This is a genomic window from Janibacter massiliensis (genome assembly GCF_900289115.1).
Classification (GTDB): Bacteria; Actinomycetota; Actinomycetes; order Actinomycetales; family Dermatophilaceae; genus Janibacter_A; species Janibacter_A massiliensis.
In genome coordinates, this window is the sequence record NZ_LT985196.1 from 163,089 (window position 1) to 176,202 (window position 13,114).

General features: G+C 71.5%; 13 protein-coding genes. 3 read left to right on the top strand and 10 right to left on the bottom strand.

From position 1 onward, the window contains the following. From DAA34_RS00755 to DAA34_RS00795, 9 genes are all read right to left on the bottom strand, one after another. Nucleotides 1-1,005, bottom strand: coding sequence for an ABC transporter permease (locus tag DAA34_RS00755; protein WP_234354047.1), 1,005 nt, complete (start codon nt 1,003-1,005; stop codon nt 1-3). 145 nt (nt 1,006-1,150) lie between these two features. Next, nucleotides 1,151-2,875, bottom strand: coding sequence for an ABC transporter substrate-binding protein (locus DAA34_RS00760; RefSeq protein WP_106817193.1), 1,725 nt, complete (start codon nt 2,873-2,875; stop codon nt 1,151-1,153). Between the two features lie 76 nt (nt 2,876-2,951). Further along, nucleotides 2,952-3,959 carry an ABC transporter permease gene (locus tag DAA34_RS00765; RefSeq protein WP_106817194.1) on the bottom strand — a complete coding sequence of 336 codons (1,008 nt, stop codon included), beginning with the start codon at nt 3,957-3,959 and terminating at the stop codon, nt 2,952-2,954. 257 nt (nt 3,960-4,216) lie between these two features. Beyond that, nucleotides 4,217-4,909, bottom strand: a complete 693-nt coding sequence (locus DAA34_RS00770) for a hypothetical protein (RefSeq protein WP_106817195.1) — start codon at nt 4,907-4,909, stop codon at nt 4,217-4,219. A 65-nt stretch (nt 4,910-4,974) separates the two neighbouring features. Beyond that, a complete protein-coding gene (gene malQ / locus DAA34_RS00775) occupies nt 4,975-7,110 on the bottom strand; it encodes a 4-alpha-glucanotransferase (RefSeq protein WP_106817196.1) in 2,136 nt (711 codons plus the stop codon). 27 nt (nt 7,111-7,137) lie between these two features. Further along, on the bottom strand, nt 7,138-7,995 hold the full coding sequence (locus DAA34_RS00780) for an alpha/beta fold hydrolase (protein ID WP_106819621.1): 858 nt from the start codon (nt 7,993-7,995) through the stop codon (nt 7,138-7,140). A gap of 104 nt (nt 7,996-8,099) precedes the next feature. Next, nucleotides 8,100-8,492: a cupin domain-containing protein gene (locus DAA34_RS00785; RefSeq protein WP_106817197.1), complete on the bottom strand. Its 393-nt coding sequence runs from the start codon at nt 8,490-8,492 to the stop codon at nt 8,100-8,102. Further along, on the bottom strand, nt 8,489-9,469 hold the full coding sequence (locus tag DAA34_RS00790; protein ID WP_158707540.1) for an alpha/beta fold hydrolase: 981 nt from the start codon (nt 9,467-9,469) through the stop codon (nt 8,489-8,491). The genes DAA34_RS00785 and DAA34_RS00790 overlap by 4 nt, the downstream gene beginning before the upstream one ends. A gap of 43 nt (nt 9,470-9,512) precedes the next feature. Then, entirely contained in the window at nt 9,513-9,971 is a 459-nt protein-coding gene (locus tag DAA34_RS00795) for a CehA/McbA family metallohydrolase domain-containing protein (protein WP_158707541.1), read from the bottom strand. A gap of 232 nt (nt 9,972-10,203) precedes the next feature. Between DAA34_RS00795 and DAA34_RS00805 the strand changes: the two genes are divergently transcribed. Continuing rightward, nucleotides 10,204-10,548 carry a hypothetical protein gene (locus DAA34_RS00805; protein ID WP_158707542.1) on the top strand — a complete coding sequence of 115 codons (345 nt, stop codon included), beginning with the start codon at nt 10,204-10,206 and terminating at the stop codon, nt 10,546-10,548. 62 nt (nt 10,549-10,610) lie between these two features. Here the strand turns inward: DAA34_RS00805 and DAA34_RS00810 are convergent, their stop codons facing one another. Then, a complete protein-coding gene (locus DAA34_RS00810) occupies nt 10,611-11,225 on the bottom strand; it encodes a DUF4304 domain-containing protein (RefSeq protein WP_158707543.1) in 615 nt (204 codons plus the stop codon). A gap of 127 nt (nt 11,226-11,352) precedes the next feature. Between DAA34_RS00810 and DAA34_RS00815 the strand changes: the two genes are divergently transcribed. Beyond that, the gene (locus tag DAA34_RS00815) at nt 11,353-12,087 is read left to right on the top strand and encodes a HEAT repeat domain-containing protein (protein WP_106817203.1); all 735 of its coding nucleotides are present in this window, start codon (nt 11,353-11,355) and stop codon (nt 12,085-12,087) included. A gap of 311 nt (nt 12,088-12,398) precedes the next feature. Beyond that, nucleotides 12,399-12,845, top strand: coding sequence for a histidine phosphatase family protein (locus tag DAA34_RS00825; protein ID WP_158707544.1), 447 nt, complete (start codon nt 12,399-12,401; stop codon nt 12,843-12,845). Nucleotides 12,846-13,114 lie beyond the last annotated feature (269 nt).

Below are 13,114 nucleotides of genomic sequence, written 5' to 3' on the forward strand. Positions count from 1 at the left end.
TCAGACGTACTTCACGCGCGGGTCGATGACCGCGTAGAGCACGTCGACGATGATGTTGGCGATGATGACGAACGTCGCGAGCAGCAGGACGATCCCGACGGTGATCGGCAGGTCCCAGGTCGTCGCGGCATCTCGGGCGAGCTTGCCCAGGCCGTCGTAGTTGAACACCGACTCGGTGATGATCGCGCCGCCGAGCAGGGCCGCGAAGTCGAGCCCGGCGATGGTGACCAGCGGCGTGAGCGCCGCGCGCATCGTGTGCTTCCACAGGATCTTGCGGGGCTGGAGCCCCTTGGCCTTCGCCGTCCGCAGGTAGTCCTCGGACATGGACTCCAGCACGTACGCGCGGGTGATGCGGACGTACCCGGCCATGTAGAACAGCGCGAGGGTCAGCGCCGGGAGGAAGAGGCCGAGCGCCCAGGCGCCGACACCCCCGTCGGCGATCGACACGTACTCGGGCACGGGGAGCAGCTCCCACCGCACGGCGATGAAGCGGTAGGCGAAGCTGCCGATCCAGAACGTGGGGAAGGCGAAGAAGAGGAGCGAGCCACCGACGAGCAGCTTGTCGAGGAACTTCCCCTTGTTCAGCGCAGCGATGACGCCGAAGAGGACGCCGAACACGATCCACAGGATGAAGGCGGCGATGGCGAGGGAGACCGACACGGGGATCTTGTCCCCGATGACGGAGGTGACGGTCGCGCTCTGCTGCGGGGAGTAGCCCAGGCAGGGCGCGTCGCAGCGGGCGATCGTCTCTGGGGAGGTCTTCGCGAGCTCGGGGTCGTCGGGGTAGTTGCGCCCGACGAAGATGCCCTTGACGAACTTGCCGTACTGGACCGGGACCGGGTCGTCGAACCCGAGGGTCTTGCGGTTCGTCTCGAGGACCGTGGGCGTGCAGGCCTTGCCGCACGTGAAGCGCACCGGATCGACCGCGCCGTTGAAGAAGAGCAGGAACGTCACGAAGCTCATCACGACGAGCATGATCAGTCCGGAGAACATGCGTCGGATCACGTAGGCGAACATGGCACCAGCCGCGGGGGCTCGACCTCTCGGGTGGAGGGGCAGAAGGGGTGGGCACCCGGGCCGGGCGCCCGAGGTGGGGGCCGCTCGTCGCGGCCCCCACCCAGGTCAGGCGTCGTTCATGCGGGACGCTGCGTCACTTGGCGACGCCGATGGTCCCCAGGTCCGGGAACATCGAGGTGGCCTCGGTCTGCTGGTACCCCGTGACCTTCGAGCCGCGGAGGAAGTAGAACTTCTGGATGTCGAGCGGGATGTAGGCGTAGTCCTCACCCAGCGTGACGTCCACCTTCTGGTAGGCGGCCGCGGCCTCCTTCGGGTCCTCGATCGTCAGGGCGTCCTCGAACGCCTTGTTGACCTCCGGGTTGTCGTAGCGGCCGTAGTTGTTGCCGACGTTGGCCGCAGACAGCTGACCGCCGTCGAAGAGCAGCGGCAGGACCGTGGCGAGCGACGGGTAGTCGGCACCCCAGCCGCCCTGGAAGACGTCGGAGTCGTTGCTCGGCTTGTTGATGACGTCGTAGTACGTGTCCGCCAGCGGGTTGAGCTGGGTGTCGAACCCGGCCTTGTCCCAGCCCTCCTTGAGGGCGCGGAACGCCTTGTCCATGATCGGGGACTTCTGGTACGTCACCTTGAGCTTGACCGGCGTCTTGACGCCCGACTCCTCGAGGAGCTTCTTGGCGGCGGCGGGGTCACCGGCGGCGGGGATGTCCTTGAACGCCGGGTTCTCCGCGTAGCCCTCCATCGAGGGGTTGATGATCGAGACCGCAGGCTCGGAGGCCTTGCTGCCACCCTCGGCCGCGATGTAGGCCTCCTTGTCGGTCGCCGTCGCGAGCGCCTGACGCACCTTGACGTTCGGCATGTTCTTGACGTTCGGGACCAGGTAGAAGACGTACGGCGAGGTGACGTTCGTCGTCCGGGACTCGGCCGGCTTGACGGTCGCGAACTTCGACGGCGGGATGTTGCGGTCGGTGATCGCGTACTTGTCGTCGCCGGAGTCCTTCACGAGGCGGTCGGCGATGATCTCGTTCTCGAGGCCCTGGGTGAAGACGATCTTGTCGGGGTTCGCGGCGCGCGTGCCCTCGTCCGTCTTCGGGTCGTACTGGTCGTTGCGGACGAACGTCCCGCCCTTGTTCTTGCTCCAGGCGCCCTCGAGCTTGTAGGGGCCGTTGGAGAACACGACGAGCTTGTTCTTCGCGCCCTGGTCCTTGTCCTCACGGTAGGGGGCGAAGGCGTGCAGGCCCGCGACCGCGGCCGGGAAGTCGGCCCACGGCTTGTTGAACTTGTAGGTGAGCTCGTTGCCCTTGCAGGTGACGGCCTTGTCGAAGAGGTCCTGGCCGGTCTTCTTGTAGGGGCCCTTGTACCTCGAGGAGCCGTCCTTGTCCTTCGGGATGTCGAGGTAACCCGTCGGGTACTGGAACGGGCCGCCGTCGAGGACGTCCGAGGCGAAGTTGCGCGAGACGCCGTACTTGAAGTCCTCGCAGGTGACGTCCTTGCCGTCCTCCCACTTGACGCCGGACTTGAGCTTGAACGTCCAGGTCTTGCCGTCCTTGGACGTCGGGACCTCCTCGGCGATGTCCGGGATCGGCGTCTGGGCCTTGATCGGGTCCTGCTCGCCCACGGGGAACTGGAGCAGGCCGCGGTAGACCAGGCGGCTCGTGTTGAAGATGTCACGGCCGATGTAGATGCGCTGCGGGTCGAGCGACTCGGCGGGACGGAAGGTCAGGTAGTGGAGGGTGCCCCCCTTCTCCGCCTCTCCCCCGGCGGCCTCGCCGCCGTCCTTGCTGCCGCCGCCACAGGCGGCGAGGGAAAGCGCGGCGACGGCGGTGAGCGCCGCGGCGCTCGTGGCCTTCGTCTTGCGGATCATGCGATCTCCTTCGAATCTTGCGCCGCATGAGCGGTGCACTTTCCCCGAGCTGATGGCCCAGGGGGTCTGGTGGGGGTCAGCGGTTCGACTTGGGGTCGAGCGCGTCCCGGAGCCCGTCGCCCAGCAGGTTGAGGCTGAGGACGAGGGTGGCGATGACGAGCGCGGGGATCGTGAAGAACACCGGGTCCGCGTCGGCGTAGTTCACCGAGTCGGCGAGGATGTTGCCGAGGGTGGGCATGGGGGGCTTGATGCCCACGCCGAGGTAGGACAGCGCGGCCTCGGCCGAGATGAACGAGGGCAGCAGGAGCGTGAAGTACACGAGCACCGGCGCCCACAGGTTGGGCAGCAGCTCCTTGAAGTAGATCCGGCCGGGCTTGGCCCCGAGGCTGCGCGCGGCCTCGACGAACTCGCGCTCGCGCAGCGAGAGCACCTGACCGCGAATGATGCGGGCGAACCCGGGCCAGCCGAAGATGCCCAGGACGAGGGCGACGTAGAGCCCGTTGACGAGCGCACCGTCGGAGAGGTGGAGCACCCGCTTGAGCAGCTCGACGGCGACGCCGGAGAGGGCGATGAGCATGAGGGTCTGCGGGAACGTCAGCGTGAGGTCGATGAGGCGGCTGAGGGCGAAGTCGACCCACCCTCGCGAGTAGCCGGCCACGATCCCCAGCACGGTGCCGAGACCGACCGCGATGAAGGCGGCTGCGAGGGAGATGACGAGGGAGAGCGAGACGCCGACGATGACGCGAGACATGACGTCCGCGCCGGTCCCGGGCTCCACGCCGAAGGGGTGCGCCGCGCTGATCCCGCCCCACGGGGCCTTCGGGATCGACCCCTCCTCGATGTTGAGCAGGGAGATGTCACCCTTGGTCGGGTTGATGACGCCGAGCTTCCACAGCAGGGGTGCCAGAACGGCGAGGACCAGCGCGAAGACGACGATCCCGAGGACGACGAGGGTCGGCTTGTCCTTGAGGAGGCGGGCACGGAAGAGCTCCCACGGGCTGCGGCCCTCGATGGCCTTCGCCTTCCCGTCGGTCTCCGTGACCTGGACCGATGCAGGATCGATCTCCGTCGGCGTCGTCGCCATGTGCGGTCCTCCTGGATGGCGCCGGACTCACGGGTGTGCGGGTCGGGACCACCGTCGGTCTGTCTGAATGGTCGGACGTTAGTGCCCTCACCGCGCCGACTCAAAGGCGCCCCCGTCGCGGTGATCAAAATGAGACCTCCGGAGGCGGATCCGCCACCGCTGCACGCCATTTCGCCCGACCCGCGGTCACCCGGCGGGAACGGGTCGGCCGGCCGCCCCTCAGGACGACCGGCCGACGCGCGACCCGACAGGGCAGATCAGCCCTCGCTGATCCAGTTGCTGTACTTGCCCCACGTGTTCGACGTCGACGACGTGCGCAGGTGGAAGTCGTAGCCGTACGGCGCGTAGGTGGTGAACGAGACGCGGCCGTAGCGGTCGGCGTTCTTGCTCGACCGCAGGACCCACGGGCTGCTCGAGCTCTTGCGGACGTAGAGCTTCACCTTCACCCCGCTCCACGCGCGGTAGGTGTTGGCGGCGGGCGAGTAGCGCTTCGCGCGGCCGCGGATGACGACCTTGTCACCGGGGTCGTAGGCCGTGCCGCTGATGGACAGGAGCGAGCGCAGACGGATGAGGGTGTAGTCGTAGTTCTGCTCGAGACGGGCGCCGGTGGCCTGGTTGATCGCACCGCCGGCCGACGACTTCCAGCGGCCCAGGCGCGAGCCGTCGGTGATGCTCGCCGAGCGACGGGCACCCGAGCCGTCCGAGTCGTAGATCCAGTGGTCGCGCTTGACCCCGCCCGGGTCCACGGCGTACCAGAGCGCCCGAGCGTTGTACGTCTTGCAGGAGTCGCTGAAGACCGCGCGGACCCACTCGGTGGAGGAGTCGACGTAGACCCGCGGCGTGACTGCCGTGTAGCAGGCGCCGCCGGCTGCCTGGCTCGGCGCGGCGGTCGAGACCGCCAGCCCGGCGGAGAGGGCGACGGCCGAGGCCGCCGCAAGCATGGTGCGCATCTGAGAACCAACCCCTTCTGATGACTGCGGGGCCCCTCCCCGCGCCCACAGGGTAGCCCCGCGGGTCAGGCGCGTCGCGGCAGGACGTCGCGCGCGGCGACGGCGCGCGGGACGTCCTCGAGCGCGAGCACCCGGCCGTCCGCGCCGGTGAGCGCGAGCGACCAGTTCGGGTACTCCCGGTGGGTCCCGGGCTGGTTGATCGGCCGCCGGTCGCCGACGAGGTCGGTGAGGGCGTACGCCACGAGCCGTGACGGGGTCCGGGCGACGTAGGCGTGCAGCGCCCGCACGCCGGGAGCCCCCTGCAGCGACTCGTCGTCACCGAGGACGCCCTCGGCCCGGAGGGCATCGGCCATGAGCCGGTGGGCGGCCTCCTCGTCGGCGCGTTCCTCCTCGACGGGCCGGGTGAGCTGGCCGAGCTCGTCCCGCAGGTCGACGTGGACGAGGTCGAGGAAGCCCTCGGTCGGAGGAAGGTCGTGGGTCGTCACGGTCGCCAGGCACAGCTCGCGGTAGGCGGCTGGCGGGATGACGGCGCCGGCGTCGTCGTGCTCGAACCACACGATGGATGTCCCAAGGATCCCGCGCTCGCGCAGGTGGTCGCGCACCCACGGTTCGACGACACCCAGGTCCTCCCCGACGAGGACCGCGCCGGCCCGGTGCGCCTCGAGCGCGAGGATCCCCACGAGCGCCTCGTGGTCGTAGCGCACGTAGGTCCCGGCCGAGGGCTCCTGGTCCTCCGGGATCCACCACAGCCGGAAGAGGCCGATGACGTGGTCGACGCGGATGCCCCCGGCGTGGGCGAGGATGGCGCGCACCATGTCGCGGTACGGCGCGTACCCGGCCTCCGCGAGGCGGGTGGGGTGCCACGGCGGCTGGCTCCAGTTCTGGCCCTTCTGGGTGAACTGGTCCGGCGGCGCGCCGACGGTGACACCGCGGGCGAGGACGTCGGGCAGCGCCCAGGCATCGGCCCCCTCGGGGTGCACCCCCACGGCGAGGTCGTGAAGGATCCCCAGTCCCATCCCGGCGTCGGTGGCGGCGGCCTGCGTGGCGCCGAGCTGCTCGTCCGCGAGGAGCTGGAGCCACAGGTGCAGGTCGACCCGGTCGGCGTGCTCGAGCGCGAACTCCTCGACGGCCGGCGACGTCGGTGAGCGCAGCTCCTCGGGCCACTCGGGCCACGTCGCGCCGTGGACCTCCGCGATCGCGCACCACCGCGCCCACCGCACGAGGGCCTCGCCGCGCGCCTGGACGAGGTCGTCGAGATCGGCCTGCCGGTCGGCCGAGCGGGGCAGGCGGTGGAGCAGCTCGAGGGCCTCGGACTTCACGCGCCAGACGGCGTCCCGGTCGACCGTGTCGTCCGCGTGGAGCCGGTGGCCCTCGGCCGCGAGCGCGAGGACGCTCGCCCGGGTCAGACCGTCGGCGCCGTCGAGCTCCGGGACCTCGTCGACCGCGATGTACAGCGGGCTGACGAACGAGCGGGTGCTCGGCAGGTACGGCGAGGGCTCGATCGGGGCGATCGGATCGCTCGCGTGCAGCGGGTTGATGAGGACGAAGTCCGCGTCGAGGTCCGCCGCCGCCCAGCGGGAGATCTCCCGGAGGTCGGCGAGGTCCCCGATCCCCCACGAACGAGCGCTGCGGACCTGGTACAGCTGCGCGGCGAGCCCGGTGCCCCGCTCCCCCAGGGTGTCGGGCAGCTCGAGCTTCTGCGGGGTGACGACGAGGGTGGCGGACGCCGTCGGGTCGTCCTGCGGGTCGCGGCCCTCGACCTCGGCGACGAGACGGTGCCACCCGAGCGGGAGGTCGGCGTCGAGCTCGAAGGTCGCCTCGCCGACGAGCTCGCCGTCGATCTCGCTCGGCTCGACCCAGTGGTCGAGCTGACGAACCCGGCGCCGGCCCCCACCCTCGAGCTCGACGTGGAGGGCGACCCCGGTGCCGTGCGGGACGTGCACCGCCACCCACGGCGTCCAGCCCGCGCGCGTGACGACGGTCGGGGGGAGGGTGCACCGCCACGGTGCGTCGTCGAGGTCACGGTGGGCGCGGGCGACCGCGTCGTCGTCGGAGGCGTCGATGCCGAGCGCGTCGAGCACGGCGACGAGGGTGGACGCGGGGACGCGGACGTGATGCTGCTGCCAGTCCCAGTAGTCGGTAGCGACACCGCGGCGGTCGGCGAGCCGGACGAGCTGGTCGGACGCGGGTTCGGCGCTCACACCCGCAACCCTAGTCACGGGCCGGGGTCATCCTGTCGAACGGACCCGCTGCAGGACGAGGTCGGCGACGGCGTCCGGCTCGTTCTCCGGCAACCAGTGGTTCGCATCGAGCTCGACGAAGCGATACGGCGCGGTGACGAAGCGGCCGCAGCGCTCGGCGGCGGCCCGAGAGATGAACTGGTCGTGCAGGCCCCAGGCGAACGTCGTGGGGATGCGCACGGCGCCTGCCGTGGGCGGGCCGGCGAGCGGGCGGAGGTGCGCGACACGGGACCGTCGCGCGGCGCTCCACCCCATCGCGCGGTACCAGGCCAGCGGTCCGGTGAACGAGGACGGGTCGGGGAATCGCTCGGCGTAGCCGCGGGCCGCCGCGGGGTCCAGCCCGCTGCGGTGGAGCCGGCCGCGGGCGTTCGCGAGTGCGCGCTCCGGCAGGACCGGGAGGCAGAAGGCGCCGATGTACCAGCTCCGCACGAGCTGCGGGCCCTTCCGCGTCGCCCATGCCATCGCCCCGGGCGCCGGTACGGACAGCGCGGTGAGGGTGGCCACCCGGTCCGGGTGCCGGAGGGCCATCTCCCACGCGACGACCGCACCCCAGTCGTGGCCGACGACGTGCACCCGATCGGCGCCCGCGGCGTCGGCGAGCGCGCGGACGTCCGCGACGAGCTCGCCGATCTCGTACCGCTCGATCTCCCGCGGGGTGGCTCCCGGGCAGTACCCGCGCTGCCACGGCGCAAGGGTGCGCAGGCCCGTGCCGCCGAGCACGGGGGTGACCGCGTCCCACGCGTGCGCGTCCTGCGGGAAGCCGTGAAGGAGGATGACGACGTCACCGTCCACCGGCCCGGCGTCGAGGACGTCGAAGGTCAGCCCGTCCCGGGTGAAGGTGTCCACCTCGACGACGGTACCGAGGTCTCGGGCGCCGCGCGCCACGGCTCCTCTCCGGGTGGGGCACCACGGAGCGAGCCCACCACCGCCGAGGGCCCGCCGTCCGGGCGTCAGTCGTGCGGCAGGAGCATCGTGACGGCGAGGGTGCTCGGCTCGAGCGCCTTCACGGCGTGACGCAGCATCGGGGTGAGGTGGATCACCGCGCCGGGTGTGAGCTCGACCTGCCGGTCCGGCAGCTCGAGCTCGACCCGGCCGCGCACGACCTGGATGAGGACGGGGTGGCGAGCTGCGTGGTCGTTGAGCACGTCGCCGGTGTCGAACTCGAACGTGACGACCTTGGCCGACGCGACGTCGAGGACTGCCTTCGCACCCGGCCGACCACCCCGAGGGCTGGCGCGTCCGAGCAGCTCGACAAGGGTCGCGCTGCCGTCCCTCCCGCCGGCCTCGCTCCCCTGCTCGACCGCTCCGGCGGTGACCACCTCCGGCGACTCCTGCTCGCTCATGGCTCGCCCCCTTCAACGGTCAACGTACCCATGCGGTCGATGACGAGCTCAAGGGCGTGGGCGAACCCCTTCGGGTCGGCGACCACCGGCAGGTGACCGGCATCCGGGATGACGACCGTCGGTGGGTCCCCGAGGGCGGCACGGGCGCCGTCGAGCGAGCCGCCGGAGGTGGTGTCCTCCTCGCCCCAGACGATCCCGCGCGGCACCCGGATCTGCCGGACCTGCTCGGGCGTCATCGCGACCATCGGCTGGCTCGCCATCGTCCTCAGGGCGTTCTCGGCAGCGCCTTGGCGCATGGGCCGGACCCACGCATCGATCAGCTCGTCGGTCGCCGCGGGGCAGACCGACCCGCAGGCCTGCTCGAAGAACTCGCGCCGCACCCACCGGGACCGCAGGCCCAGGCGCAGCGCCGAGGTGGCGTAGGGCGACCCGACGACGACCTCCGCCGCCCGCGACGGACGGTCGCGGCCCTCGAAGGCGAGTGCGTCCCCGTCGGCGAAGACGACGGCGGAGACGAGGTCGGGACGGCGGCGCGCCAGCTCCCCGACGACACCGGCACCCATCGAGTGGCCGACGAGGATCGGGCGACCGATGCCGAGCGCGTCGAGGAAGGCCTCCAGCGCCGCCACCTCGTCGTCGAGGGTGTAGCGGCCGGTGTACTCGCTGTACCCGAAGCCGGGCAGATCGAGCGCGTAGACCCGGTGGTGACGCGCGAGCTCGGGGGCGGTGAGGGACCAGGCGAGCGTCGACTCGGCGAACCCGTGCACGAGGACCACCGGGGTGCCGTGCTCGCCCCACCGTTCGTAGTGGATCCGACCGACCGAGGTCTGGACGTCGCGCCCGCCGGGAGCCGGCAGCGTGCGCTCCGGGGTCGTCGCCGCGTTGAACGTCAGCGACGCGAGGGTGAGCGCCACGATGACCGCGACGACGGCGACCAAGGCACGACGCCCGCGCCTGGCCCACCTGCGCTCGTTCACGGCGATGATTGTCCCCCGGTTGCGGGGGGGCGACCGGCAGCGGTCAGACCGTGCGCCGCGGGCCGACCCGCTCCGGCACCGGCGGGACATCGCTCACGGCGCCCGCAGGGGCGTCCCCGACCCGCAGACAGACCGGGTTCGTGATCGCCTCCATGCCGCCCTCGGGCCCGTTCGGCCGGCCACGGACCTCGGCCCGGACGTAGCCGCCGCCCTCGGGGATGCTCACCCGGATCCGAGCCGTCTCGTCGTCGGAGGTCAGCCAGCGCAGGTGGAGGAGCGTGCCGCCCTTGCCCTTGACGAGCAGCCGCATGCCACCGGCGTTGCGGACGCGGACCGTCACGGTCACCCGGTCGCCGACGTCCCCGTGGACGGCGCCGCCCATGCCCGCCGACAGCCCGCCGTGGGTGACGACGGGGTCGGCCGGCAGGACGCGGACTTCCAGGACGAGTACTGGGAGCAGGTGGTCGGGGCGACCGGGCCGCGGCTCGTCGTGCCGATCCACTGGGACGACTTTGGCCGACCCCTCTCGCGCGGCCTCCGGCCGATGCCCTTCCCCCTCGACCGGCCCCGGCGTACCCGTGCCTTCGTCACGCGCAAGGCCCGCGCGTCGGGCGTCACGGTGCACGTGCCACAGGCCTTCGAGACGATCCTCCCCTTCCGGTCTGGCATGGAAGCCACGTCGTCACGTGCTGCAGCGACCCGGACGAGGCGCTGACGACGGCTACGGTCGGGGGATGGACCGTTCGCCGCGCGAGTACTCCCTACGAGGCCCCGAGGGTGTGCTGACGGCATGCTCGGACGGGGACCGCGCTTGGCTGATGTACCTGGGCGACGACGACGCCTGCTGCTTCGTCTCGCGCGACCCGGACGGTGAGAGCTCCACCGCGGTACGGCGGTTCCGGCTGGAGAACGGGCAGGTCGACGAGTACCCGGAGTCGTGGACCGTCCCGGTGGCGGTCGCGGAGGATGTGCTCGCGACCTTCCGTCGGAACGGGTGGCTCAGCGACGCAGTGCTGTGGGTCGACGACTACGGGACGGGCGCGCGCCCCCCTGATCCGGTCGGTGGGCACGACACCTGACGCCGGCCCGGGTCGCGACCCGGGTGATCGCCCCCCGAGGCTCCGTGACGGCCCGCGGGTCCTCAGGGATCGAGGCCGTTGCGCGACGCCAGCTCGTCGACCGCGTCGAGGTGCCCCGCGAGGATCGACCAGCGTCTTGCGTCGCTGACCGAGGCCCGAAGCTCGGCCCGGAGGTTCGCGGCCTCGGCCGGGCGACCGGTGCGGAGGTACCAGCCGTAGACCGCCTCATAGGCGGCGAGGGACTGCGTGCGCGCGACGTCGACGAGGTCGTCGACCGATCGGATGCGATCGAGCGCCTCGAGAAGGAGGGTGAGGTCAGCGACGGCGAGGGCGGCGAGGGCGGCGGCGTCCGCACCGGGCTCGAGGTCGTAGGACCTGGCCGCTCCCCCCACGTCGTCGGCGCGCCACCGGAGCTGACAGTCCGGTTCACGGGGTGCATCCTGCACCGGCAGGCCCAGGATGTCGTCGAGGACCCCGGCGTACACCGCGCCGTTGAGGTAGAAGCGCGCCCCGAACGGGCCGTTGTAGGTGCTGCGCTGGACCTGCACCACATGGACGACCTCGCTCGACGAGCGACGCCAGGTCGGGCCCCGACCCTTGTACCCGCGGGCGCGGATGATGGGTGCGAGGTGGTCCCGCACGACCCGGTCGACGATCTCGCTCGGGCTGGTCGTCATGCCCTGCCTTCCCCGGTCGGCGGCTCGGTCGTCATGGGACATGATCCCAGACACCTCCAGCCTCACCTCCCCGGTTCTCCGCCCCGGCACGCGACGCGGCTGGCACGCGGGCTCCTAGTCTACTCGCGTGACCTTCGTCGAGCGGCTCGTACATGCCCTCTCCTCGACCGACCCGAACCGCCGCCAGCGCGCGGCGATGCAGCTCGGTGCGCTCGACGTGTCGCCGGTGATGCCCCGGCTCGTCGAGGCGATGGCCTCGGAGGCCGACGACTTCGTCCGCGAGACCCTCATCTGGGCGGTCGTCGCCCGTCCCGCGGCCGCGGCCCCGGCGCTCGTCGACGCGCTCGGGCACGACCTGCCGCACGAACCGGTGCTCCACGCGCTGAGCAAGATCGGCGACCCGGAGACGGCGGAGGCGATCGTCCCCTGGGCGCAGCACCCCGACGACGCCGTCGCGGCGAAGGCGTGGTGGGCCCTCGCGAGGATCGGAGCTCCGGTCGCGCTGCCGACGCTGCTGCCGCACCTGGGCGCCGAGCGGGCCGAACGCCGGCACGGCCTGACCCGCGCCCTCCTCGAGCTCGGTCAGACCGTGATCGACCCGCTCGCCGACGCGTTGGCCGACCCGTCACCGGCGGTCCGGTCGCACGCCGCCGAGGTCCTCGTCGCCCTCGCCGACCCGACCCGCTACGGCGTCATGGAGCGTCAGTCCGGCGAGAAGCACGCAGGCCGCGCGGCCGCCGTCCTGCGGTCTGCCACCGCCTCCGAGGTCGATGGTGCACTCCTGCTCGCGACCGTGAGCGACGACCGGCCCGGTCTCGTCGCGGTGGCCCAGCGGCTGCGCAAGGAGCGCGCACGGGGGTAGCCACGGAGTTCACCCGGCAGGGTGGGCCTCATGCGCTCTTCAATCATGGCGGCACTGGCCCTGCTCGCGGCCACCGCCACGGCGGGCTCCGCCCCGGCCGACTCCCCTACCTCGACCGACGCCTCGACGACGTCCATGACGAGCGCATCGTCGAGTTCCTCGTCGAGCTCGACGTCCGGCACGAGCTCATCCCCGGCGTCGCCCGACCGACGTGCGGACGCGGCCTCGCAGAACTTGGTCCGTGCGACCACCTCAGACGTGCGCTTCGAGCGCATCACTCCCCCGGCGCAGCTCGCCGAGGACCTGCGCCGTTGCCGAGCTCGTTGCAGGGCAAGGTGAAGGACGACGGGCAGCGCATCTCCGCCGAGAGCGTCGAGCGGATGAGGGCCTACGGCTCCGCGTACCGCACGAAGCGGATCCCGGTCAGCCGGGTCGTGAGCTCGGAGTACTACTTCGTCTGGCAGCACGCCGAGGCGGCCTTCGGCGCCCCGATCGACATCCACCGCGACCTCACGGGCTCCCTCGACTTCTCCGACGAGCGGGAGCTCGAGGCGTCGCTCCAGGGGCTCCGGAACCGCACCGTCACCCCGCCGGATCCGGGGAGCAACACGGTCCTGTTCACCCACCAGGGCAAGTTCGACAAGGCCTACGGCTACTGCCCCGACGCGGGCACGACGATCATCTTCCGGCCGGACGGGAGCGGGACCCCACGTGTCGTCGCGGTGCTCGACCTCGACAGCTTCTTGAACTTGAGCTGAATCACACGGCGAACCGGTGCTGACCGTCCATCCGACGCGCGCGACTCGAGCGACCTGCACGACACGCTGCGCGACCCGCCGGTCACGAGCCATGTGGTCTTGGCGTTCAGGTGGCGGGGCCTTGTCGGTGTTCTGTGGCGGTCGGGTCAGCTGGCGCCGACAACCAGGGGGTGATCGCGGGTCTACCGCGAGATCTGCCAGCGCGGCCACGCGATGGCAACACCGGCGCGGCTATCCACCATGCCTCTCCTCGGAGCTCTTCGCTCCGT